The sequence below is a fragment of the Flavobacterium phragmitis genome, from assembly GCF_900112575.1.
GTDB lineage: Bacteria > Bacteroidota > Bacteroidia > Flavobacteriales > Flavobacteriaceae > Flavobacterium > Flavobacterium phragmitis.
In genome coordinates this window covers 21,207-44,883 of sequence record NZ_FOMH01000003.1, presented here as the reverse complement: position 1 = coordinate 44,883, position 23,677 = coordinate 21,207, and the positions used below count along the sequence as shown (strand labels likewise).

Annotated in this window: 17 protein-coding genes; 6 read left to right on the top strand and 11 right to left on the bottom strand. The window is 35.0% G+C overall.

Features of this window, described 5'->3' with window-relative positions; translation table 11 throughout:
• Positions 1 to 77: 77 nt before the first annotated feature.
• Complete coding sequence (rho, locus tag BM289_RS05815) at positions 78 to 1,898, top strand: transcription termination factor Rho (RefSeq protein ID WP_091491636.1); 1,821 nt, start codon at positions 78 to 80, stop codon at positions 1,896 to 1,898.
• A gap of 153 nt (positions 1,899 to 2,051) precedes the next feature.
• Here the strand turns inward: rho and BM289_RS05810 are convergent, their stop codons facing one another.
• The 4 genes from BM289_RS05810 to BM289_RS05795 all read right to left on the bottom strand — a co-directional run bounded on the left by BM289_RS05810 (position 2,052) and on the right by BM289_RS05795 (position 5,425).
• The gene (locus tag BM289_RS05810; protein WP_091491635.1) at positions 2,052 to 3,068 is read right to left on the bottom strand and encodes a M28 family peptidase; all 1,017 of its coding nucleotides are present in this window, start codon (positions 3,066 to 3,068) and stop codon (positions 2,052 to 2,054) included.
• 9 nt (positions 3,069 to 3,077) lie between these two features.
• Positions 3,078 to 4,049 (bottom strand): DUF3667 domain-containing protein, encoded by a 972-nt coding sequence (locus BM289_RS05805; protein ID WP_091491633.1) that lies wholly within the window; start codon positions 4,047 to 4,049, stop codon positions 3,078 to 3,080.
• Between the two features lie 42 nt (positions 4,050 to 4,091).
• A complete protein-coding gene (locus tag BM289_RS05800) occupies positions 4,092 to 4,865 on the bottom strand; it encodes a dienelactone hydrolase family protein (RefSeq protein WP_091491632.1) in 774 nt (257 codons plus the stop codon).
• Between the two features lie 107 nt (positions 4,866 to 4,972).
• Positions 4,973 to 5,425, bottom strand: a complete 453-nt coding sequence (locus BM289_RS05795; protein WP_091491630.1) for an Lrp/AsnC family transcriptional regulator — start codon at positions 5,423 to 5,425, stop codon at positions 4,973 to 4,975.
• Between the two features lie 223 nt (positions 5,426 to 5,648).
• On the opposite strand from BM289_RS05795, the gene rocD reads away from it, so the two are divergent.
• A complete protein-coding gene (rocD, locus tag BM289_RS05790) occupies positions 5,649 to 6,899 on the top strand; it encodes an ornithine--oxo-acid transaminase (protein WP_091491628.1) in 1,251 nt (416 codons plus the stop codon).
• A gap of 166 nt (positions 6,900 to 7,065) precedes the next feature.
• Here rocD and BM289_RS05785 read toward each other — a convergent pair whose 3' ends face one another.
• From BM289_RS05785 to BM289_RS05745, 7 genes are all read right to left on the bottom strand, one after another.
• Entirely contained in the window at positions 7,066 to 8,826 is a 1,761-nt protein-coding gene (locus BM289_RS05785) for a putative sulfate exporter family transporter (RefSeq protein WP_244165331.1), read from the bottom strand.
• 191 nt (positions 8,827 to 9,017) lie between these two features.
• Positions 9,018 to 10,637, bottom strand: a complete 1,620-nt coding sequence (locus BM289_RS05770) for a sulfatase-like hydrolase/transferase (protein WP_091491624.1) — start codon at positions 10,635 to 10,637, stop codon at positions 9,018 to 9,020.
• A gap of 291 nt (positions 10,638 to 10,928) precedes the next feature.
• On the bottom strand, positions 10,929 to 11,645 hold the full coding sequence (locus BM289_RS05765) for a thioredoxin domain-containing protein (RefSeq protein WP_091491623.1): 717 nt from the start codon (positions 11,643 to 11,645) through the stop codon (positions 10,929 to 10,931).
• Positions 11,646 to 11,656: 11 nt separating this feature from the next.
• The gene (locus BM289_RS05760; RefSeq protein ID WP_091491621.1) at positions 11,657 to 12,712 is read right to left on the bottom strand and encodes a sterol desaturase family protein; all 1,056 of its coding nucleotides are present in this window, start codon (positions 12,710 to 12,712) and stop codon (positions 11,657 to 11,659) included.
• 235 nt (positions 12,713 to 12,947) lie between these two features.
• Positions 12,948 to 14,864 carry an arylsulfatase gene (locus BM289_RS05755; protein ID WP_091491620.1) on the bottom strand — a complete coding sequence of 639 codons (1,917 nt, stop codon included), beginning with the start codon at positions 14,862 to 14,864 and terminating at the stop codon, positions 12,948 to 12,950.
• Positions 14,865 to 15,055: 191 nt separating this feature from the next.
• The gene (locus BM289_RS05750) at positions 15,056 to 16,528 is read right to left on the bottom strand and encodes a RagB/SusD family nutrient uptake outer membrane protein (protein WP_091491619.1); all 1,473 of its coding nucleotides are present in this window, start codon (positions 16,526 to 16,528) and stop codon (positions 15,056 to 15,058) included.
• A gap of 16 nt (positions 16,529 to 16,544) precedes the next feature.
• On the bottom strand, positions 16,545 to 19,670 hold the full coding sequence (locus BM289_RS05745) for a SusC/RagA family TonB-linked outer membrane protein (RefSeq protein ID WP_091491617.1): 3,126 nt from the start codon (positions 19,668 to 19,670) through the stop codon (positions 16,545 to 16,547).
• A gap of 925 nt (positions 19,671 to 20,595) precedes the next feature.
• Here BM289_RS05745 and BM289_RS05740 point away from each other — a divergent pair.
• From BM289_RS05740 to BM289_RS05725, 4 genes are all read left to right on the top strand, one after another.
• Positions 20,596 to 21,768, top strand: coding sequence for a molybdopterin molybdotransferase MoeA (locus BM289_RS05740; protein WP_091491616.1), 1,173 nt, complete (start codon positions 20,596 to 20,598; stop codon positions 21,766 to 21,768).
• Between the two features lie 296 nt (positions 21,769 to 22,064).
• Positions 22,065 to 22,637: a molybdenum cofactor guanylyltransferase gene (locus BM289_RS05735; protein WP_091491614.1), complete on the top strand. Its 573-nt coding sequence runs from the start codon at positions 22,065 to 22,067 to the stop codon at positions 22,635 to 22,637.
• Positions 22,638 to 22,643: 6 nt separating this feature from the next.
• Complete coding sequence (cobA, locus tag BM289_RS05730) at positions 22,644 to 23,432, top strand: uroporphyrinogen-III C-methyltransferase (RefSeq protein WP_091491612.1); 789 nt, start codon at positions 22,644 to 22,646, stop codon at positions 23,430 to 23,432.
• Positions 23,433 to 23,434: 2 nt separating this feature from the next.
• On the top strand, positions 23,435 to 23,674 hold the full coding sequence (locus BM289_RS05725; RefSeq protein WP_091491611.1) for a MoaD/ThiS family protein: 240 nt from the start codon (positions 23,435 to 23,437) through the stop codon (positions 23,672 to 23,674).
• Positions 23,675 to 23,677 lie beyond the last annotated feature (3 nt).

Sequence of the window (23,677 nt, the reverse complement as noted above, 5' to 3'; positions counted from 1 at the left end):
AATTCAATTCAAATTAATTATCTACCTATTCTTTTTACAGTATTTCCTTTTAAAATAATTAAATTCATAGAACATTCATGTTTGATATTTCTGCATTAAAAGAAATGAAGCTTGCTGAGCTTCAAGAAATAGCTAAGTTAGCTAAAACAATAAAGATTACTGGTGTCAAAAAAGAGACTTTGATTAGTCAGATTTTAGCACATCAAGAAGCATCTCTTGCTCAGACAGAAGCTCCAAAAACAGAGGCAACAGCGGAAACAAAAGAGGAGAAACCAAAGCGTGCTAGAATTGCTCCTGCTAAAACAAAAGCAGCAAATACTAAAAACACTCCCGTTCTAGAATTTGATCAAGTAGAGGAAACTGTTCAAAAAAATGATACTGCCGAAACAGTAGAACCAGTTGTAGAAACAACAGCAGAAGTAGTAACAGATAAAGCTCCAGCGGTAAAAAAAGATCAGAAAGCGGTCAAATTCAATAAGTCAGCATACGAGAAAAAAGTAGCGCTGAAAAAAGAAAAAGAAGTTGTTGCAGAAGAAACAGCTGTCGTAGAAGCAGAAACAGCTACAGAAACTACAACTGAAAAACCTGCTAATACTCCAGTAGCTAAAAAGGTTAATCCGAATCAGAATAAAAATCCGAACCAGAACCAGAACCATAACCAAAACCCGAATCAGAACCAAAATCAAAACGGGAATGGCAATGGAAACGGAAATCACAACAACCAAAATCCTAATCATAAAAATAAAAAGAATAACAATAATTTCAGAGATTCAGATTTTGAATTTGACGGAATTATAGAAAGTGAAGGCGTTCTTGAGATGATGCCGGATGGTTATGGATTTTTACGTTCTTCTGATTATAATTATTTAGCTTCTCCAGACGATATTTATTTATCAACTTCACAAATCAGATTATTTGGTTTAAAAACCGGAGATACAGTAAAAGGAGTGGTTCGCCCTCCAAAAGAAGGAGAGAAGTTTTTTCCTTTGGTTCGTGTGTTAAAAATCAATGGACACGATCCTCAAGTAGTTCGAGACAGAGTTTCTTTCGAACATTTAACACCAGTTTTCCCTTCAGAAAAATTCAAAATTGCCGAAAAAGGAAGTTCTATTTCAACCCGAATTATAGATTTGTTTTCACCAATAGGTAAAGGGCAGCGTGGTATGATCGTTGCACAGCCTAAAACGGGTAAAACAATGCTTCTTAAAGATATTGCAAACGCAATTGCAGCCAACCATCCAGAAGTTTATTTAATTGTCCTTCTTATTGACGAACGTCCAGAAGAGGTTACCGATATGCAGAGAAGTGTAAGAGGTGAGGTTATTGCTTCAACTTTTGACAGAGAGCCTCAAGAACACGTGAAAATTGCTAATATCGTGTTGGAAAAAGCAAAACGTTTAGTGGAATGTGGTCATGATGTTGTAATTTTATTAGACTCTATCACACGTTTAGCAAGAGCTTACAACACAGTGCAACCGGCATCTGGAAAAGTATTAAGTGGAGGTGTTGATGCGAATGCATTACAAAAACCAAAACGTTTCTTTGGAGCGGCTAGAAATGTAGAAAATGGCGGTTCATTAAGTATTATAGCAACTGCATTAACAGAAACAGGTTCTAAAATGGACGAAGTAATCTTCGAAGAATTTAAAGGAACTGGTAACATGGAACTTCAATTAGACCGTAAGATAGCCAATAAACGTATTTTCCCAGCAATCGATCTTACTTCTTCAAGTACTCGTCGCGACGATTTATTATTGGACGAAAAAACACTTCAGAGAATGTGGATTATGCGTAAATACTTATCAGATATGAATCCAGTAGAATCAATGGATTTCGTAAACGATCGCTTCAAGAAAACAAAAAACAACGAAGAGTTTTTGATTTCGATGAATGACTAGTTAAGTGACAAAGTAACAAAGATTCAAAGAGACAAAGTTTTTTTATCTCATGAATTCTGCCTAAATAAAAAAGGGATAAGCTAGGCTTATCCCTTTTTTATTGTTGAAGTTTGCAAACCTCTGTTACTTTGTCGCTTTGCAACTACAAATAACTTATTTCTTATCCACTACCGGTCTATTTTCTCTATTAGCCAATTCCCATGCGACAACAAAAGCTAGTTGTGTTCTTTTGGTAAGAGCGTCATATTCTATTTTTTGTGGTTCATCTCCTTGTTTGTGGTAATCTTCATGAACTCCATTAAAGAAGAAAACCGCTGGAATACCATGTTTTGCGAAATTATAGTGATCAGAACGCTCATAAAAATGGTTTGGGTCTGCAGGATCATTAAATTTAAAATCCAAGTCCATTTTGATGTATTTTTCATTTTGAGCTACCACTGCATTGTGCAAATCAGATGAAAGTCTGTCTGCACCAATAACATATACATAATTGTTTGTGTTGGCGTGTTCAACATCACGGCGACCAATCATGTCAATATTGATATCGGCAATAGTATTAGCAATTGGGAATAATGGATTTTCAGAATAATAGCGAGATCCATGTAAACCATGTTCTTCACCGGTTACATGAAGGAATAAAATAGAACGTTTTGGTCCGTGTCCTTGTTTTTTAGCTTTAGCAAATGTTTTGGCCATTTCTATAAGGGCTACAGTTCCAGAACCATCGTCATCAGCGCCATTATAAACTTCACCGTTTTTAATTCCAATGTGATCGTAATGCGCCGAAATAACTAAAATTTCATCTGGCTTTTCAGAACCTTCGATAAAAGCCCAGATGTTCTCAGAATCTGGTAAATTTTGATTGCGTCTTGCATTTAAATAGGCAGCAGGGATATGCTGATAGTAATCTGAAGCTCCTTTAGGAAAAGAGATACCGCTGTTTTTATATTGTTGAATCATGTAAAGACCCGCTTTTTTCTGTCCGGCAGAACCTGTTTCACGACCTTCCATTTCATCAGAAGCAATCGTGTACAGCATTTTCTTTAAGTCTTTCTCGCTGATTGCTTTTACGTATTTGGTTGGATCCGAATTGTCTTTAGATACAGTTGACTGTGCGGTTTTGCATGAATACGCAGAGACAATTAAGAATAAAATGAGTAATTTTTTCATTTCTTATAGTTAGTGTAAATTAATAAATGTGTATAAAACGTATAAAGTGAGTAAAAATAGAATAAAAAGTGAATTTATTATAAATAATAAGAAACTTTTTACAAAAGATACTATCCTTGACTCACCATAAAAACGATGATGTGCAGGATAAAAGTAATAACACATCCAAATTGACCCAACGAAAGTTGTGAGTCCAGAGATATAAGATAATGGACTGTCTTCTCCAAAAAGACCAATTAATCGATCTATGATAAACATGATGAGAAAAATAAGCAACAGGAAAGAGAAATAATGAAGTGTGAAAATCCCGTGATCAAAATAATACCATTTCTTTTTGTTGTGAAAAAGCCATAAGAAAAAAGCAAAAAACGGCATGATAATAAAGAGAATTTTAGGAAGATTATGAAAGAACGCTTCTGCAAATTTTACATAAATCTCTTTTTTGGTGTATTTTTCAGTGACGTGATTTGCTTTCTCAACAAACCAATAGCTGCTGGCATTCAGTTTCTCTTCTTCTTTTCCATATTTCTGAACAGAATCAATTTTTTTCATGTTCAAAAAAGTAAAATATTTCTTGTCTTCCTTTTTAATATTGAGGTCTTTAGTAGCTTTAGCGATTTCCTTATTTAATTCTTTTTCACTTTTATCAATATCTCCATTGATTTTGCTCGGAAACATAGCAATCAATAAAAAGGTAATAAAACTGATGAAAATATATAATCGAACAGGTGCTAAATAAGAAAGACGTTTTCCTGAAAGATATTCTTTTGTAAGAGTTGAAGGCTTAAAAAGAAGGTTTTTAATGGTCTTCCAAAACGCGTTTTCATAATGCGTTAGATCTTCAAAAAAATGAACAAATAAATGGTGAAAAGTTTTTCGGCTGTCGCTGTTTTCCTGACCGCAGTTTGGGCAGAATTTTAATTCTACAACATGTCTGCAATTCAAACAGGTTTTATCTTCTCTGATTTTATTATGTGACATTGGTTTATCTGGTTGATTTGTTTTTGGTAGAGTTAAGTGGTATTATTTCTTTAAAACTTCATTTAGGAAAAGCTGTAAATGATCAAAAGAACGTTTGGCCGCTAAAGCATTATAAGCCGCACCTTTCGAATTATCACTTCCGGCTTCTGGATTGGTAAAGGAGTGAACAGAATTGGCGTAATAAATCATTTCCCAATCTGCTTTAGAATCACGCATTTCCTGCTGGAAAGAAGCAATTTCTTCTTTTGGAACAAACGGGTCGTCTGCGCCATGACAAACTAAGACTTTTGTATTGATAACTTCTGTTTTTCGGCTGGCATCTTTGCCTAAACCACCATGAAATGAAGCGACTCCCTTTACATTTAAATGTCCTCTTGCCGCTTCCAAAACTCCGGTTCCTCCAAAGCAGTAACCAATAGCTACAATATTATCAGCATTGGCACCCAATTTTACTAATTCCTGTAGTGCAGTATTGATTCTTTTTTGATAAGCTTCATAGTTTGTTTTATAGAAACCAGCTTGTTTTCCAGCTTCTCCCGTATTTTTTGGATAATTTCCTTCTCCATAAATATCTGCGATAAAAACATGATATCCTAGTTTGGATAATTCTTCTGCAATTCCTTTAGAAGCATTATCTATTCCAAGCCATGCAGGTAAAAGTAAGATTCCTGGATTATTGGCACTTTTTTTAGCCGATTTTATAAACAAACCATTCAATTGTTGGCTTCCTTCTGAATATTTTACTGGTTTTAATTGCGCATTCATAAGATTGGAAAATAAGATTGCACTGAATAAAAGTAGTACTGTGTTTTTCATTTTTCTACAATTTTTAACAAATATCAGAAATAATATGTTACAAAAAAACCTCACAAGTAAATTCTTGTGAGGTTTATAACGATTATTCTCGTGCGGAGAATGTAGTTTTATAAAGATATATTTCTTTTAAAAGCGCAACCTAATTCTACTATCGAATCGGTTTTGTCAATACCGGGAATTCCATCAATTTTTTCATAAAGAATACGACGCATATGTTCGTGATTTTTGGCAATGATTTTAATGTATAAAGTAAACGAACCCGTTACATAATAACATTCTGTAATTTCAGGAATTTCTTTAAGTGCTTCAATAATTCTTTCAGAATCAGAATCTTTGTTTAATGTAAGCCCCGTAAAAGAAGCCCAGTCGTACCCAATTTTCTTTTCTTGAATAATCGGTTTTATGCCACCGATTACGCCTTGTTCGATCATTCGGTTGATGCGCTGATGCACCATTGTATTTGATATTTTCAAATTAGTAGCAATAGCAGAAAAAGCCATTCTGCCATCTTTTTCTAATTCTTTAATAATACTGATATCAAATTCGTCTAATAAATCCATTCAATAAAAATCTTTAAATTTCAGTTGTTGATGATGTATAAAAGTAACCATTTTTTTTAATTATTAATCACAAATTACTGTTTCTGTCTAAATAAATATTTTCTTTTTATTTGTTTTAAAATATAAATTTTGACTCAAATATTGTTATTTTTAAGTCAAAACTTAATTTTCAAGCTGTTTGTAATTTAAATTTTAATATTTTTGTAAAAATAAAAAGCAGATTATGATTAGAACAGAAAAAGCACTTTCGTCAAAATCAGAAGTTTTGATTGAAAAAGAGAATAAATACGGAGCTCACAATTACCATCCACTTCCAGTAGTTTTAGAACGTGGAGAAGGAGTATACGTTTGGGATGTGGACGGCAAAAAATACTATGACTTTTTATCGGCTTATTCTGCGGTAAATCAAGGTCATTGTCATCCAAAAATTGTAAATGCAATGGTAGAGCAAGCACAAAAACTGACTTTGACTTCCCGTGCTTTTTACAATGATAAATTAGGAAACTACGAAGAATATGTAACGAACTATTTCGGTTTTGATAAAGTTCTTCCAATGAATACAGGTGCTGAAGCAGTTGAAACAGCATTAAAAATTTCTAGAAAATGGGCGTATGAAGTAAAAGGAATTCCAGAAAACCAAGCGCAGATTATTGTTTGCGAAAATAACTTTCACGGAAGAACCACTACTATTATTTCATTTTCAAACGATGAAACGGCACGTAAAAACTTCGGACCTTTTACAGACGGTTTCATTAAAATTGAATACGATAATCTGGAAGCACTTGAAAACGCTTTAAATTCGTCAAAAAATATTGCTGGATTTTTAGTAGAACCAATTCAGGGAGAAGCAGGAGTTTATGTTCCGTCTGAAGGGTATTTAGCAAAAGCGAAAGCACTTTGCGAAAAGCATAATGTATTGTTTATTGCTGATGAAGTTCAGACAGGAATTGCCCGTACAGGAAAATTATTGGCTGTTCATCACGAAAACGTTCAGCCTGATGTCTTGATTTTAGGAAAAGCAATTTCTGGTGGAGTATATCCAGTTTCTGCGGTTCTATGCAATGACGAAATAATGAATGTAATTAAACCAGGCCAGCACGGATCTACTTTTGGAGGAAATCCTGTTGCGGCTGCGGTTGCAATTGCAGCTCTTGAAGTAATTAAGGACGAAAAACTGGCTGAAAATGCAGAACGTCTTGGTGTTATCTTAAGAGAAGGATTAAATAAAATTGCTGCCAAAAATGATTTGATTACGCTGGTTCGCGGAAAAGGTCTTTTAAATGCAATTGTAATCAATACAAACGAAGAATCAGATCTAGCTTGGGAAATCTGCTTGAAATTTAGAGACAACGGATTATTGGCAAAACCAACACATGGAAATAAAATAAGATTAGCACCACCGTTGGTTATGACGGAGGAACAAATTAATGAATGCCTTGAAATTATCGAGAAATCTTTGAATGATTTTAGATAATTTTCTTTAGAGATTTAAAATAGAAAAGGGCTGTCCAAACTTTTGAGACAGCCCTTTTTGTTCATAAGAACATTTGGCTTGTAGACCATTTTTTTGTTTTAAAAAGCGATTGTTCTAAATAACAATCGCTTTTCGTCATAATTACTAAAAATATCAAAAAAAGTAATTATTTTTTTGGAGCAGCACCTGGAATCAATTCATTTTTTTGTTTGAATTTGCTGTATTCCACCACTCCTGTTTTATCTGCCCAGTCAAAATATTTTGCCGAAAGATCATTTACAATTCCTGGGTTTTGAGCCGCAACGTTGGTTGTTTCTCCACGGTCTGCTTCAAGATCGTAAAGTTCCCATTGGTATGATGGATAAATAGAAACCAATTTCCATTTTCCTTCTCTTACTGCTCTGTTTCCCGCTCTTTCCCAGAATAATGGCGCACCACGGTTTACTTCTGATGCATTGTCAAATAAAACAGGCAATAAACTTTTACCCGGAAGCGGATTAGAATTTACGCCATTTAAGTTTTTAGGATATTCAATTCCGGCCAATTCATAAAAAGTAGGAGCAAGGTCAATAATATGTCCAGTTCCTTTATCGATTCTTCCTGCTTTTATTTTGGATGGATACCAGGCAATAAACGGAGAACTGAAACCGCCTTCGTGCATATTGTTTTTATAGTCCTGTAATGGCGTATTAGACAAATAAGCCCAGTTTTGTTCCTGATAGTCAAAAGAACCAGAAGAGCCTACAGGACCATCGTTACGAACTAAACCTCTTCTTAACGGATTGTACGTATTGAATCCACCTTGAGCACCATTATCAGCAATAAAAATGATTAAAGTGTTTTTGTCTTTCTTTAAAGCTTTTAGTTTGTCTAAAACTTTCCCAACGTTTTGGTCCATGTTATCTACCATTGCGGCATAAACTTCCATTTTGGCTTTCCAGAATTGTTTTTCGTCATACGTTGGTTTATCCCATTCCGGTACTTCAGGATCTCTTGGAGCAATTGTCTGATTTGGCAGTAAGATTCCGTTTTCTCTTAACTTTTTGATTCTTTTTTCTCTTAAAGCATCCCAGCCTTCGTCAAATTTCCCTCTGTATTTTGCAATATCAACTGGTTTTGCCTGCAATGGCCAGTGCGGAGCAGTAAAAGCTAAGTACAAAAAGAAAGGTTTGTTTTCTTTATTTTGTTCGTCTAAGAAAGTAACCGCATTGTTTCCAATTTCATCTGTAAAATAGTACGAATCGTCTTTCGGATGCAGTTCTTCATTATTGCGGATCATTTTTACAGGATAAGGCGTTTTTCCGAAAGGAAGCGGTTTCGTATCAAAGTAATTAGCAGCACCTTTTAAGATTCCATAAAATTTATCAAAACCTCTCTGGTTCGGCCATTGTGCCTGAGATAAAACAACCACCAATGCCTGAATTAAGCCCAATGAACCTGCCTTTAAAATATCGGAAAAAATAACGCTTGTTCCCAGCAAAACCAATCCGATTTTGACAAAAAGTTCAGTTGATAGAGCAGAGCGAAACCATTTTGGAAGTTTGAAAAAGTTGCCAATTAATAATCCGATTACTAAACTGAAAATTACAGCTTCTAGATTTAGTGCTTTAACTTCTGTATTTCCAGCAAGAATTAAAGCGATTATAGTTAAGAGATAAATTATTGGAAATCCAAGGATGAAGTTTTTGACTGATTTTCCAACTAAAATAGTTCCGATACTTCCAATTAGAAGAAAATAAATAAATTGGAAACCAATATGTTGAAGGTTTTTGATTTCGAATACATTGAAAATTAAATCGTTTCCATTTGTCCATTTGAAAACAGGAACTTCTGGCAGAAAAATAAAAAGAGAGATTCCAATAATAAGAAAACCGAGAATAACGACAGTCCAGTCTTCGTGAATGGTAAATTTTGTTGAGGTTGACATTTTTTATTTAAAGAGTTTTATTTTCAATTGCCTCCAGCTTTAGCTGGAGGTGAAGTTTTGTGAATATAGAAAAGGCTTTAGCCGAATAATAAATTTGGCTAAAGCCTTCGGTGTGTTGAAATTTTATACCTCCAGCTAAAGCTGGAGGCAATTGGTTTTTGAAATTAAACCTGACAGGTTTCTTCTGTAGATTACAAATCAACAAAGTACTTCTGTTTTCCAAAGTTGAATTCATAATAGGTCAAGTTTGGCCAAAGCGGTTTGATTAATCCTTTTTCCCAAATTTGAAGCGCAGTTTGTAATTCTTTTACCTTTTCAGGATTTTTTTGTGAGAGGTCTGTTTTTTCAAATTTATCTGAAGCAAGATTATAAAGCCATTTTTCATGTGTTTTTCCGCTAATGACCAATTTCCAGTCACCGCTTCGAATAGCTTTTGCATCGCCGGAACGCCAGTATAAATCTTTGTGCGCGACCTTATTTTCGTTGACAGTTTTGACTAAATCAACTCCATCATAAACTCTGTCTTTTGGTAAATCTGAACCAATCGCTGCTGCGATGGTGGTAAAAAAATCTAAAGTGCTTACAGGTTGTTTGTAAACCGTATGAGGTTTGATTTTTCCTTTCCACGAAAGTGCAAACGGAACATTGATTCCGCCTTCAAAATGTGAAAATTTACCGCCTTTTAACGGAGCATTTGTGGTAGCAAAAGTATAATCGGCACCGCCATTATCGCTGGCAAAAATGATTAAGGTATTGTCTTCAAGACCTTCTTTTTTTACTTTTTCTCTAATTCTTCCAATCGCATCATCCAAAGCGCTGATCATGGCAAAATAAACGCGTTTGTTTTCGTCTTTTACATTCGGAAAACGATCGTAATATTTTTTACGAACCTGAAATGGCGTATGTGGTGCGTTGAACGGAATATAAAGCAAGAAGGGTTTGTTTTTATTCTTATCGATGAAAGCTTCAGCTTCTTCGGCAAATTTTTCGGTTAAATACGCTTTTTCGTCAATAATAGTAGTGTCACGACGAATTTGTCCGATTCCAACACGTCCTTTTCCCCAAATCATTTTATCTGTAAAATCTTTATGATGATGATTGATAATATCCGGATTGTCATCTTCTGGAACATACAAGGAGAACGCCTGATAAAATCCGTAATGATAATCGAAACCACGGTCTAGAGGAAAAAATCCTTTGTTGTGACCTAAATGCCATTTACCAATAATTCCTGTTGCGTAACCTTGTCTTTTGGCTAAATCAGCAAAAGTAATTTCAGATTTCGGAAGCCCTTGTGTTTTGATAGAAGCCTCGTTTGGATATTCGATTTTGTCGTTTAATCTCCAATCATTGGTATTCAGTAAATATTTAAAAGCATAATATTCCAGATTATTTTTCGGATAACGATCTCCGGGCTGATATTCATGTCCAAAACGCTCCTGATATCTTCCCGTGATTAATCCAGCGCGAGATGGAGAACAGATAGCTGCAGAGGCGTAACCATCAGTAAAAGTAACTCCCGAGGCGGCCAAAGAATCAATCTGTGGTGTTGCTGTCGATTTTCCGCCGTAAAGAGAAATATCATATTTACCTAAATCATCTGCAAGTAAAATAATGATATTGGTCTTTTTTCCTAGTGAATCAGATTTTGGTTTTGATGCTAAAAATTCTTTTTTACCTTCTGCCAATTTCTGATTTTCTTTGACTAAAGTACCATCGGTATTAATTGGCCAGAAAAGAAAAGCTGCCAGAATGAAAAGCACTATTAAAATAGGGGTAACAATTTTGGTTATTTTTTTATAGTTTGCCATAGTTTGGTAAGTTGTTTTTAGACAAAGGTTTTATTGTAGAGAGGCATAGCAGTGCGTCTTTCTCATTTTGTGTACGTATTATTTGTCATTTTGACGAAGGAGACCCGAGCGATAGCGAACAGGCGAAGTAAATCACACAAGAAGCTCCGCACAGAATGTCGCCAATCTTTGTCGAATTACTAGTGTGATTTCTCGTTCCTCGAAATGACAAACTGTTAGCGATTTTCTTTGCGGAGTTCATTGTGGGGCTTCGACTTCGCTCAGCCTGACAAACAATGTGGTTTAAAAATGTTACTTCGAAGCCAATGCAATATCAACCTCATTTTTCAAATCACTAATCCCTTCCTTCTTAAAAATAATTTTTCCGTTTTCATATAGAATTAAAGTTGGAAAAACTTTTACCGTTTTTAAATCGGCAATAACCTGCGGACTATCTTCGAGTTCAATTTCTACGATTTTTAAATTCGAACCGTATTCTGTTCGAATCGTTTCCAGAATAGGTTTTACTTTTTTACATGGCCCACAATATTTCGAACCAATATCAACCAAAACATTTTTGTTCGAAGCAATAATTTTATTGAATTCTGCTAAAGACAATTTACTTTTCAGATTAGAATAAAAAGGTTTTCCATTTCCAATCCAATTTGCAATGCCACCTTCTAAGCTATAAGCTTCAGCAAATCCGTTTTTTAGTAATTCTTTTTCTAGAGCAACACTTCTGCCGGCACCGATGGAATAAATAAAAACAGGCTTAGACTTATCTAGTTTAGCGATATGCTGATCGTAATTTTCAGATTGAAGATTAAAATTGACAGCGCCTTCAATATGATTTAGGGCAAATTCTTCAGGAGTTCTCGCATCAACAATCTGTGGATTCTTTTGGCTTTTTATTTTAGAATAAAAGGAATCTAAAGATAATGAATTATGACTTTCATTTTGCGAAAAGACAGCAATCGCCCATAAAAAGGCAATTGCTGTTAAACTGGTTTTTAAGATTTGATTTTTCATATCCGGAAATATTATACTTGTTCTAAAACTGGTGCAGGAGTTTCTTCAGCAACTACTTTTGGTTTTGATGGAAGTGATAATACCCCTTCGGCAAGAGAACTTCCTTCTTTTTTAGATTTAAAAATCGGCCAAAGAAACTGTGCGTACCATTCTTCTTGTTTGTATGATTTTGTTCCAAATGATTTTGGATATTGACGCGTAATCAATCCCGTTCCAAAAATGATATCCCAGATAAAAAACATGTTCCCGAAGTTTCCTTTAAAATGTCCAACACCATCTCCGCTCGTATCTGCGTGGTGTGCATGATGCGTTGCAGGAGTAGAAATCAGTCTTTCTAAAACCCAAGCAATTGGATGTAATACTTTGTATTTATAAAAGGGTTTATCCCAAGGAATGCTTGAGTGTGCGCCTAAAGTAATGAAACTTTTAATTACTAAAACAAATAAAGCCGGAAGCCCTAAACCTAGATAAGTTAAAGTCGCAGTCAAATAAATTTGAGAAAAGAAAACCGTATAAATAAAGTTTTGTCTAGAAGCCATTGCCATTCCCATATACGGAGCCGAATGGTGTGTTCTATGAAAACGCCACAAAAACGGAACTTGATGATGGAGTCTGTGATACCAATACTGCGTTAAATCATCGGCAATTGCAATTAGGAAAAATCCTCCCCAAAACGGAACCCAAGATAATGCATTTGCAGCGTTTGGTAATAAATACGGCAAAGCAGTTAAGCTGAAAAAAGCAATTACGGGTGGTAAAAGTAATTTTGGTGCCAAGAAACAAACAATGTCAATTTTACGTTCTTCGCCAGTCCATTCGTCATCGTATAAACCTGCGGCGAATTCTATAATTCCTAAAACGATCATAAATACTGTTAATCCCCAAGTTCTGATGTTGGCAAAAACAGGTTGTGCAAATTCTAAGAATGGAGGTAGTGTTAAGTGTGATTCGCTTACAGCACCGCCAGTTAGTTTAAAATAAAGGTAAATTGCCACAACAGGCAGTGAATAAATGAAAAAACTTATCGTTAAGTCTCTTACTAATTTTTCTTTTTGAACTATTGCCATGATTTCTTATTTTAAAAATTGATTAATTAAGGTTAATCCGCCAGCCAGAATGGCCAACGGCACTAAAAACAAGATTATCCCCACGACAATCTTTTTTCCGATAATTTCATAATCTACTCGTTTCATATTATTCAGTTTGTCCTGCAAGGTTTTCAAAACCTTGTAGGTATTATTTTTTAGTTTTAATAATTTAAATCTACAAGGTTTTGAAAACCTTGCAGGTTGTGTGAAATCTTTAATTAGAACTGCCTCCAGGTTTCGTTGCCTGTTTGATTAAATCTGAAATTGTTTTTCCTTTATCAGCTCCAGTGTTGTGAATTCTTCTGTTGTACACATCCTGCCAGTCAATCAATGGGTAAACATTGTTTTCTTTGGCTTGTTCATCAAATAATTTTTGAAGTTCAGCCAGTTTTTCTGGATATTTTTTCGCTAGATTATTACGTTCGTTGAAGTCTTCATTTAGATTATATAATTCCCAAACATCGGTATCGAAGTTGCTTGGTGCCGGTTTTTCATTGCTTCCTAAAGATTTTTTTACAGCAAATGAATCAGGTAAATGTGCTGCAGAAGCTTTCCATCCGTCTTTGTAAATGGCTCTGTTTCCAAAAATGTAGTAGTACTGCACTTTATGCAATGATTCTGCTTTTGGATTGTCTAAAGAAGCTTGGAATGAAGAACCTTGGATAATGTCCTGCTTAATTCCTTTGATATATTCCGGAGCTTTTATTCCAGTAATCGCTAAAGTTGTTGGAAGTAAATCGGTTACATGACTGTATTGATTTCTGATACCGCCTTTATCTTTAATTCCGTTTGGATAAAATACGATTAACGGGTTACGTGTTCCGCCTTCAGAATGTGCATCTTGTTTCCAGTTCTTAAATGGAGCATTCGTTGCCTGTGCCCATCCTAAAGGATAATTCGTATTTAGACCTTTCGCTGTTCCGATTTCGCCGATGTTATTCAAATTACTCTGGAAGTTTTCTTCATCTGTTTTTCCTTGAGAAAATAAGCTCTGATTAATTGTTCCTTGCAGCGTTCCTTCTTTACTGGCTCCGTTATCACCAATTGCAACAAAAATCAAAGTGTTGTCCAATTGACCGCTTTCTTTTAAGTAATTTACGACTCTTCCAATTTCATAATCAGTATAAGTCAGGAATCCGGCATATACTTCCATAAATCTGGCATATACTTTCTTTTGGTCTGGAGTTAATTTTTTCCATTCCGTAATTAAAGCGTTACGATCTGGCAGTCCTGCATTTTGAGGAAAGATTCCTAATTTCTTCTGGTTAGCCAATACTTTTTCGCGGTAAACATCCCAGCCTTCATCAAATTTACCTTTGTATGGTTCAACCCATTTTTCGGCAACCTGATGAGGTGCATGAACAGCTCCCGGAGCATAGTACAAGAAAAACGGTTTTCCCGGCGCCGCTTTCTGCTGTTTCTGAATATAGCTGATGGCTTTATCTGTAATTAATTCATTTAAATGACGTCCGTCAGGTTTTATATGAACTTGGTCTTCTACTAAATCAGGATTGTATTGATCGGTCTGCGAACCTAAGAATCCGTAGAAATGATCGAAACCTTTTCCTGTCGGCCAACGGTCAAACGGACCTGCATCTGATGCATCTTCATCTGGTGTAACGCCATATTTTCCAACGGCAAAAGTATTGTAACCGTTTGCACGAAGAATCTCTGCAATGGTTCCTTTATCCGAAGGAATTCTTCCGTCCCATCCTGGAAAACCTGCTGATAAAATGGTATGAGAAAAGCCGCTTACATGAACTCTTCCTGAATTTCTTCCCGTCAATAAAGCGGCACGGGTTGGTGCACAAATCGCTGTTGTATGGAAGTTCGTATAACGCAATCCGTTATTGGCCAAATTATCAAAAGTAGGAGTGTTGATTAAACCCCCAAAAGCACTTGAAGCACCAAATCCAACGTCATCCAATAAAATCCAAACCACATTTGGAGCGCCTTTTGGAGCGGTTAGAGGCTCTGGCCAATATTCTTTTGAATCTGCCAAAGTCTTGCCGATTGTGCCTTTAAATTCTTGTGTGTCTTGTGCAAATCCTAATTGTGCAACTAGTATTGCAGTAATCAAAAGTCCCTTTTTGGGACTTTTGACTGAAAGGTTATTTTTTAATTTTTTCATGATTTTATAGTTTTTTAGTTATTAGGTTTTCTAATTATTATTTTTTAAAACACATAGAATCATAGAATTTCTCTGTGATAAAAAGGCGTTTCACTTATTTCAATTCACATAACAACTATGTCTGGAGAAACGAGTTTCTCTTTTACTTTCTTTATTAATAATTAAAATCTATGTCTCTATGTGTTTAAAATTTAATATCCAGGATTTTGAGGTAAGCCATCCGGATTGATATTTCTTTCACTCTGCGGAATCGGGTAAAGATTATTTCGTTCTGAAACAGAGTTTTTAGCAGTTACTTTTTTTACTTCTGTAACCAAAGTTCCCCATCGTACCAAATCGTACCAACGCTGTCCTTCCTGAACAAATTCTTTTTTGCGTTCTTCCTGAATGGCGGCTCTAAATGTTGCCTGATTTAATCCTACTAAATCTACAGTTGCATCTGGAGTTGTAATGGCTTTTCCGAAAGCTCTTCTGCGGATTTGATTGATTAATTCGTAAGTTTCTGCTGTTGGGCCGCTTTGTTCGTTTATCGCTTCTGCTAAAGACAAAAGGATGTCGGCATAACGAATTACTGGAAAGTTAATTGAAACGTTTGCAGGTGTTGCCAGATTCGTTAAATCCAGATATTTTTTGAAGATTGGTTTTGGAAAAGTATAAAGCGTTCCCGTTGTCGGATTAAGCAATTGTTTGGCGTAGCTAACATCTCTTCTTTTATCTCCAGGTGCATAAATATCATAAAACAAGGCAACATCTGAGATAATATCAGCAGGTTCTGTTGCTGTAAATCCGGTAAATGAGGTTGCCTGAAAAGTACTTCCGCTAGAACCATTTCCAGCCTGATTTGGCTCAAACTGAACAGAGAAAATATGTTCTTTTCCATTCTTTTTGGTTTTGGTAAAAATGTCCTGAAAATCTTCGAACAAAGCATATCCATAACCTCCATTAATTACTTCTCTCGATTTTGCAATTGCATTTGGCCAGTCTTTTCTCGTTAGGTACACTTTTGCTAAAATAGCTTTTGCAGCTCCAGACGTGGCACGTCCGGCATCTGCAGCAGTGTAAGTTGCCGGTAAAGCTTCAGCATCAGTTAAATCTTTTATAATTTGCGTATAAACTTCTTCTACAGTTGCTCTGTTTGTTTTAAGACTGCCCAATTGGATAGAAGTTGCTTCGTGTAAAACAATTGGCACACCTCCCCAAAGACGAACCGCTTGAAAATAAAGTAATGCTCTAATAAATTTAGCTTCATTAATTAATCGTGTTTTGATAACTTCATTTCCTGTTACTTTCGGAATATTATCAATAGAAACATTGGCTCTGTTGATTCCTGCATAAATTTGTCTCCAAGCTACCTGAACACGGTCGGTTGTGGCATCGTGAGTTAAAGCGCTCATGGCTCTTACCTGCGGATTGGTAGCAGAAACTCCAGCGGCAGCATAATCTGAACCCATATCGGTTAGGAAATAAAGATTTCTACCAAATAAACTCTGCTCACCCGGATCAAGGCTTAAGGAAGCGTAAACTGCGGTAACACTAGCAACAGCATCATCCTGAGTGATAAAATAATTGTCTTCGGTTACAAAAGAGGTTGGTGTTACCTCCAATTCTGTGCATGATATCAATAAACCGGCACTTAAAAGGAATGTTATAATGATCTTTTTCATTTTATATATTTTTTACTTAGAAAGTTACGTTCAAGCCCGAGATGAATGTTTTAGAGTTTGGATAAGAACCAAAATCAATTCCCGGATATAAGTTGTTTTGTTCGTAAGAGCTTACCTCTGGATCATAACCAGTGTATTTTGTCCATGTAATTAAATTTTCTGCTGATACATAGAATTTCACACTTTTAGTCCCCAGTTTTTTAGAAACACTTTTAGGTAAAGTATAACCTAGCGTGATTAATTTCAATCGTAAGAAAGAAGCATCTTCAACATATCTTTCGGAAACAATTCCCAACGGAGAGCTTGTTGCTCTCGGAATTTCATTGCTTGGATTTGTTGGTGTCCAACGATCATTTAAAGTGGTTGCAGCATTAGTTCCAAGAGTAGAAATTTCTAATTGCTGATTTAAAGCATTAAAGATTTTTCCTCCATAAGATCCTTGGAAAGAGAAATTTAAATCAAAATCATTGTATGAAACAGTATTGCTGAAACTGCCGACAAATTTTGGCTGAGAAGTTCCTAAATTTCCTTTGTCTAGGGCATTAATTACGCCATCTCCATTTGCATCAACATATTTTCTGTCTCCCACTGTGGTATTGGCCAAACTGTTGATTTTTGGTTGTGTGTTGACTTCTTCCTGAGTCTGGAAAATTCCGTTGGTTTTATAACCCCAGAATGTTCCTAAAGGCAATCCAACCTTTACAATAACGGGTTGCTGTTGTAGTAATGAACCATTTGGAACTACAGGGAAAAACTCGTTTACACCATTTCCAATTTCAGTAACTTTATTTTTGTTGGCAGAAAATACAATGTTGGAATTCCATGCGAATTTTTCGGTTTTAATATTTTCAGTAGTTAAACCAATTTCCAAACCTTTGTTTTCAACACCACCAATATTCTGAAGTATTGTTGCATAACCAGAACTCAATGGAACAGGAACACTGATCAATAAATCGTTTGTTTTTTTGTAATATACATCAAAGACAAAATTGATTTTTCGGTCTAATAAGGACAAATCCAATCCAACGTTATATTGAGTTGTTTTCTCCCATTTTAAATCGGGATTGGCCAATCGGGTAGGAGCTAAACCAGTATATAATGTTCCTCCAAAAGAGTAGTTTACAGAACCCATTGCTGGTAAAGAAAGGTAATTTCCAATTTCTTGGTTTCCTGTTGTTCCTGCGGTGATTCTCAATTTGGCTTCGGTTACGCCTTTGATGTTGTTCGCAAATTCTTCATCAGTAATATTCCAAGAAAATCCAGCAGAAGGAAAGTATCCCCAAAGTGATTCAGCACCAAATCTCGAAGAACCATCTGCACGTCCAGATAAAGTGAAATTATATTTTCCTTTATAAGAATAATTTATTCTTGCCAGCCAAGATTTTAATACACTTTCATAAGCATCGCTGTACGGTTTTACAGCAACACCATCTTGCAAAGCATTGTATGTATTGGCATCATTTACAAAGGTCTGTGCTCCTGCATTTACAACCTCGCCTTTCGTGTATTGAAGCGTGTAACCGCCTAAAGCAGAAAACTTATGACTTTCTCCAAAATTAGTATTGTAATTTAAGGTGTTTTCATTTAAAACAGAGCTTACGACTCTATCTCCAACAGAAGCTAAACCTTTTGTTCCTGCACCATTTGATGTATTTGCAGGGGCGTAATAATTTTGTTTTGTATTAATAACATCCCCGCTTACGGCGACTTTAGCAGTTAGTTTTTTAGTGATTTTGTATTCACCAAATAAACTCGTCAAGATTCTATTGATTTTGGTTTCATTAGTAGTATTTTCCAAATCATTAATCGGATTGGAAACATAACCATTTACAGAAGTTGTATAAGGGTTGTTGGTTACGTTGTAACTTCCGTCTGCATTTTTAATAGGAACTACGGGAGCAGTTAATAAAACACCAACTAACGGATTTGGATTTCTGCCACCACTGCTGCTGGATCCAACTCCATTCGAAATAGAATTCGTATAATTCGCATTTACGCCAAATTTGAAATTCTGAGAATAATTTCTTTCATAGTTAGCACGAAGAGAAATACGTTTAAAATCACTACCTAAAACTATTCCATCTTGATCAAAATAACCAGCCGAGATTGAATATCTGGATCTTTCATCTCCGCCAGAGAAAGATAGGTTATGACTTTGTATTGGCGCAGCAGTCACAAATGCGGCATCTTGCCAATCATAACTTCCAGAAGTTTTAAACGCTTCAATCTGAGCAGCTGTAAAAGATGGAGCTTGACCAATACTTGCCTGAACATCATTTCTTAAACTAGCCCATTCGCTGGCGTTCATTATTCTTAGTTTTTTGGAGATGTTCTGGAATCCGAAATAACCTTGGTACGAAATATTATCTTGTCCTTTAGTTCCTTTTTTGGTAGTAATAATGACAACGCCATTAGCACCTCGAGAACCATAAATAGCAGTTGCCGAAGCATCTTTTAAAACTTCTATAGATTCAATATCAGCAGGATTTATAGTAGACAATACGTTGACACTTGCACCCGCATAAGCAACTCCAGCCGAACTGTTTGAGTTGTCATTATAAATCAAAATTCCATCCACAACATAAAGCGGTTCGTTACCTGCTGTAATAGAGTTTCCTCCACGAATACGCACACTTGAAGAGGCTCCTGGTCGTCCTGAACTTTGTGTGACTACAACTCCAGAAATTGCTCCTCTTAAAAGATTATCCGCTGAAGAAGTTACCTGAGACAAATTGGCTTTTGGAACCGATGCTACAGAACCTGTAATGTCTTTTCTTTTTTGAGTTCCGTAACCTACAACTACTAATTCATCTAGTTCCTGACGTTCTTCTTTAAGATTAATAATTACTGGGTTTTTCTCTACAATTATTTCTAACTTTTTATATCCAATGTAACTTACGATCAAAGTATAAGGGAATTTTTGTCCTGTCTGAAAATAAAATTTTCCTTCGGCATCAGTTACAACGCCGTGAGTTGTTCCTTTAATGGTAACTGATGCACCTATAATGGGTTGATTTGTAATAGCATCGACTACAGTTCCGTCGAGTTTTGATTGAATAAGCGGCGTGGTATTTTGGGCGTGTATTCCCGCCGTTATCAAGAGTAGAAACAGCGGTATGTATATGTTTAATTTTTTTTTCATTTCTTTGTAATGGTTTTAAGTAATTAACAAGACGCCCTGAGCACTGTTTATACAGCACTCTAAAAGTGTTCTTGATTTAGTGATAAATGTTCTTTAAGCCTTGCCATTTCTGTTGCCGCAGAAATGGCTTTTTTTATTTACAGCAACAGCTTTGCATTGTTTTCATTGTAGTTTTCTTTAGTTGTTAGTTATTTAATTTCTGAATAAAAGGTATGGTTTCAAGAATCTGTCCAAAGCAGTAAAATGCTTCAGAAAGATTTTTGGGTAAATGCAATAAATGTTTTTGGTGGTGTGTTTTTAAGAAATTTGCTTTTATGTGATGATTAGCAAACAAAACAAAAGTAGATTATTAACAACAGAAACACATACAACAAGAAGTGTTATAAGTGTATTTTTTAGGAAGAATGTAATGCAATATGCTTTCTGTTGTTTTCACAATAATAATTTTTTAGTTTGAAATATTATTTTAAACTCTACTAATCCTATAGACAAAGTTAAATTTTATATAATAAAAACCAAAAGTTTGTTTGCTTTTTTTTGAAAAATAAAGCGCTATGTACTTGCTGTAGATGAGGTTTCGTATGCGAAAGCCTTGTTTTAAAAGGGATGAAAAGGTTTGTGGAATTCAGACAAATGTTAAAATAATTTTTAAGCAGTAAAGAAATTGTAGTATTTTATACTTGCTTTTCATTTTTTAAATCTATTTTAAATAGTTTATTTTATTTGATAAAGGGGTGTAAAACGTCTTAAAAAGCCATTTTGCTTTTTATTTTATAAAAATCAGATAAAAATTTTAAAGTTGATTTTGAATAAATTAGAGTAATTTTATAGAAATTAAAATAAAACCAAAAAAAATGTTCATCGTAAGCAGAAATACTTATACTTATAAATAAGTATTTTTACTTAGTTTTATATCTAGATAAAAATGATTGAAGTCAAAGAAGCCTTAGAAATTGTTGCAGCGAATAGCTCAAATATGCCGAAACAAAAAATACAAGTACGTAAAGCACTTGGCTATGTTCTGGCAGAAACCATTTATTCGCCCATCGCTATGCCACCGTTTCGTCAATCTGCTATGGATGGATATGCGTTTATTCATTCTGGAAGGCATCAATTTGATATCGTTGGAATTTCTCAGGCAGGAGATCATGTAAAGGTAAAACTGAAAGAAAATGAAGCTGTACGTATTTTTACTGGTGCTCACGTTCCTAAAAATGCAGATACTGTAGTAATGCAGGAAGATGTAATGGCTAATGAAAATTCGATTTTGATTGCCAAAATGCCGGAACCTTTTTCAAATGTTAGAAATAAAGGTGAACAAATTAATGAAGAAGATGTTGTTTTTGATGCCAATACAGTAATTACACCAGCGGCAATTGGTTTTTTAGCCTGTTTAGGAATTACAGAAATACAAGTTTATAAAAAGCCTAAAGTGGCCATTTTAGTAACAGGAAACGAATTAGTAGAGCCAGGGAAAAAATTAAAGAAAGGAAAAATCTACGAGAGTAATTCCATAATGCTTCAAGCCACTTTACAAACTATAGGAATTAAAAATGCTAAAGTTTTTAGAGTAAAAGACAGTTTAAAAGAAACTAAAAATGCCTTAAAAGACCTCTTAAAAAAGAATGACATTGTATTGATTTCTGGTGGAATATCAGTTGGTGATTATGATTTTGTGAAAGAAGCTTTATTGGAAAATGGAGTACAAGAACTCTTTTATAAAATAAATCAAAAACCCGGAAAGCCCATGTTCTTTGGTTCTAAAAAAAATACATTAGTATTTGCACTTCCAGGAAATCCAGCTTCATCATTAACGAATTTCTATATTTATGTTTATCCGGCAGTAAAAAACCTGATGGGTTTTTCAAATACGCATCTTCCGAAAATTGTTAGAAAATTGAACGATGACATAAAGAATACAACAGGTAAAACATTGTTTCTAAAAGCATTGTATGATGAAACAAGTGTTGCCATTTTAGACGGTCAGGCGTCGTCAATGCTAAATTCTTTTGCTATCGCCAATGGTTTAGTTATTGTAGAACACAACTGCGAAAAAATGCAGGCAGGAGAATTAGTTACGATTTTGCCGATTGATTAATTTTTTTGAGAAAATAGAATAAAGAGGGTAGAAAATAGAATAAAGACGAAAGATTTATTAGGATTAGAAAAGAAAAAAGTACAAAGTTTTATGTAGATCCTGCTTTGCGAACTTAATTTTAAAGGTAGCAATGAAAAAAAAAACTTAGTGTACTTTGCGGTAAAGTTCAATCGCAAAGCACGGAAAGTTTTGTGTAGATCTAGCTTTGCGAACTTAATTTTATAAGGTAGCAATGAGAAAAAACTTAGCGCACTTTGCGGTAAAAAAAACTCATCCCAACTTGAAACAAAAACATCATGAAAACACTAACAGTATTTATTCTTTGCGGAGGAAAAAGCTCCAGAATACAGTCAGAAAAAGGATTGGTTTTGTTTCAGGAAAAGCCATTCATCGAGCATATCATTCAGGCGATTTTGCCGATTACGAATCATATAAAATTAATTACGGCATCTAAAGAATACGACTATTTGGATTATGAAAAAATTCCTGATTTAATTGAAGAAAAAGGACCGTTGGGCGGAATCTACACTGCATTATCACATTCTGAAACTGAATTCAATCTGATTTTAAGCTGTGATATTCCGTTAATTTCAACTGAACTTCTGGAGGAATTAATTTCAAAACATACCAGCGAAGCCGGAATTACGGTTTTTGCTTCAGAAAGTAAAACACATCCTTTAATCGGAATTTATTCTAAAGAAATTGTTCCAATTATCAAAAGTGCTATCGATTCTAACGAATTGAGAATGATGGATCTGTTGGCAAAAGTACCACATCAGATTATTAATATAGGAGAAAGTGAAAATTATCATTTGACCAATGTTAATTCACCAGATGAATTAGATGATTTAAATATCAACTCAATTTAAAGCAGCATGGAAACTTTAAAAACACCAAAGTTAACAATCGTAGGCGCAGGCCCAGGCGATGTTGAACTGATTACGATAAAAGCCATAAAAGCTTTGAAAAGTGCCGATGTAGTGTTGTATGATGCTTTGGTAAACGAAGAATTGTTAGAATATGCATCGCAAGCAGAAATTGTTTTTGTTGGAAAACGTCTTGGCTGTCACGCTTATACACAAGACCAAATCAACGATTTGATTGTCTCTATGGCAAAAACACACGGACATGTCGTTCGTTTAAAAGGCGGAGATCCGTTTGTTTTTGGAAGAGGAAGTGAAGAAATCGAATTTGCAGAAGATTTCGGAATTGAAACTGCCATTGTTCCCGGAATTTCATCGGCTTTGGGAGTCCCTGCTTCAGTTGGAATTAGTTTGACGCAACGAAAAGTTGCTGAGAGTTTTTGGGTAATTACTGGAACAACTTCGGCTCATGAATTATCAAAAGATGTACATCTGGCTTCAAAGTCGGCTGCAACTGTCGTGATTTTAATGGGAATGCATAAATTGAATGAAATTATTTCGATTTATCAAGAAAACAGAAATGACGATTTGCCAGTTTCTATTATTCAAAACGGAACTAAAAATTCTGAACAAAAAGTGATCGGAACTATTAGCACAATTACTAAATTGGTAGCTGAAAAAAACATTTCATCACCAGCCATTATCGTAATTGGTGAAGTGGTGCGAAATACATCAAGCTGGATTTCTTATTTTCAAGAACATTTTGAAGATGAATTCATTTTTCAGAATTTAAATTTATAAAAATGATTGAGGTTAAATATTTTGGAGCTGTCGCCGAAAAGACGAAATGCGAATTCGAAAAATTATCTTTTTCTAAAGAATTATCATTGCAAAAACTCTTGCAGGATTTAGACGAAAAATATGAGTTCGAATCACTGACTTTTAGGGTTGCGGTCAATCAAAAAATAGTTTCAAAAACATCCGATTATACTTTACAGACAAGTGATATCGTAGCTTTATTGCCACCATTTGCCGGAGGATAAATT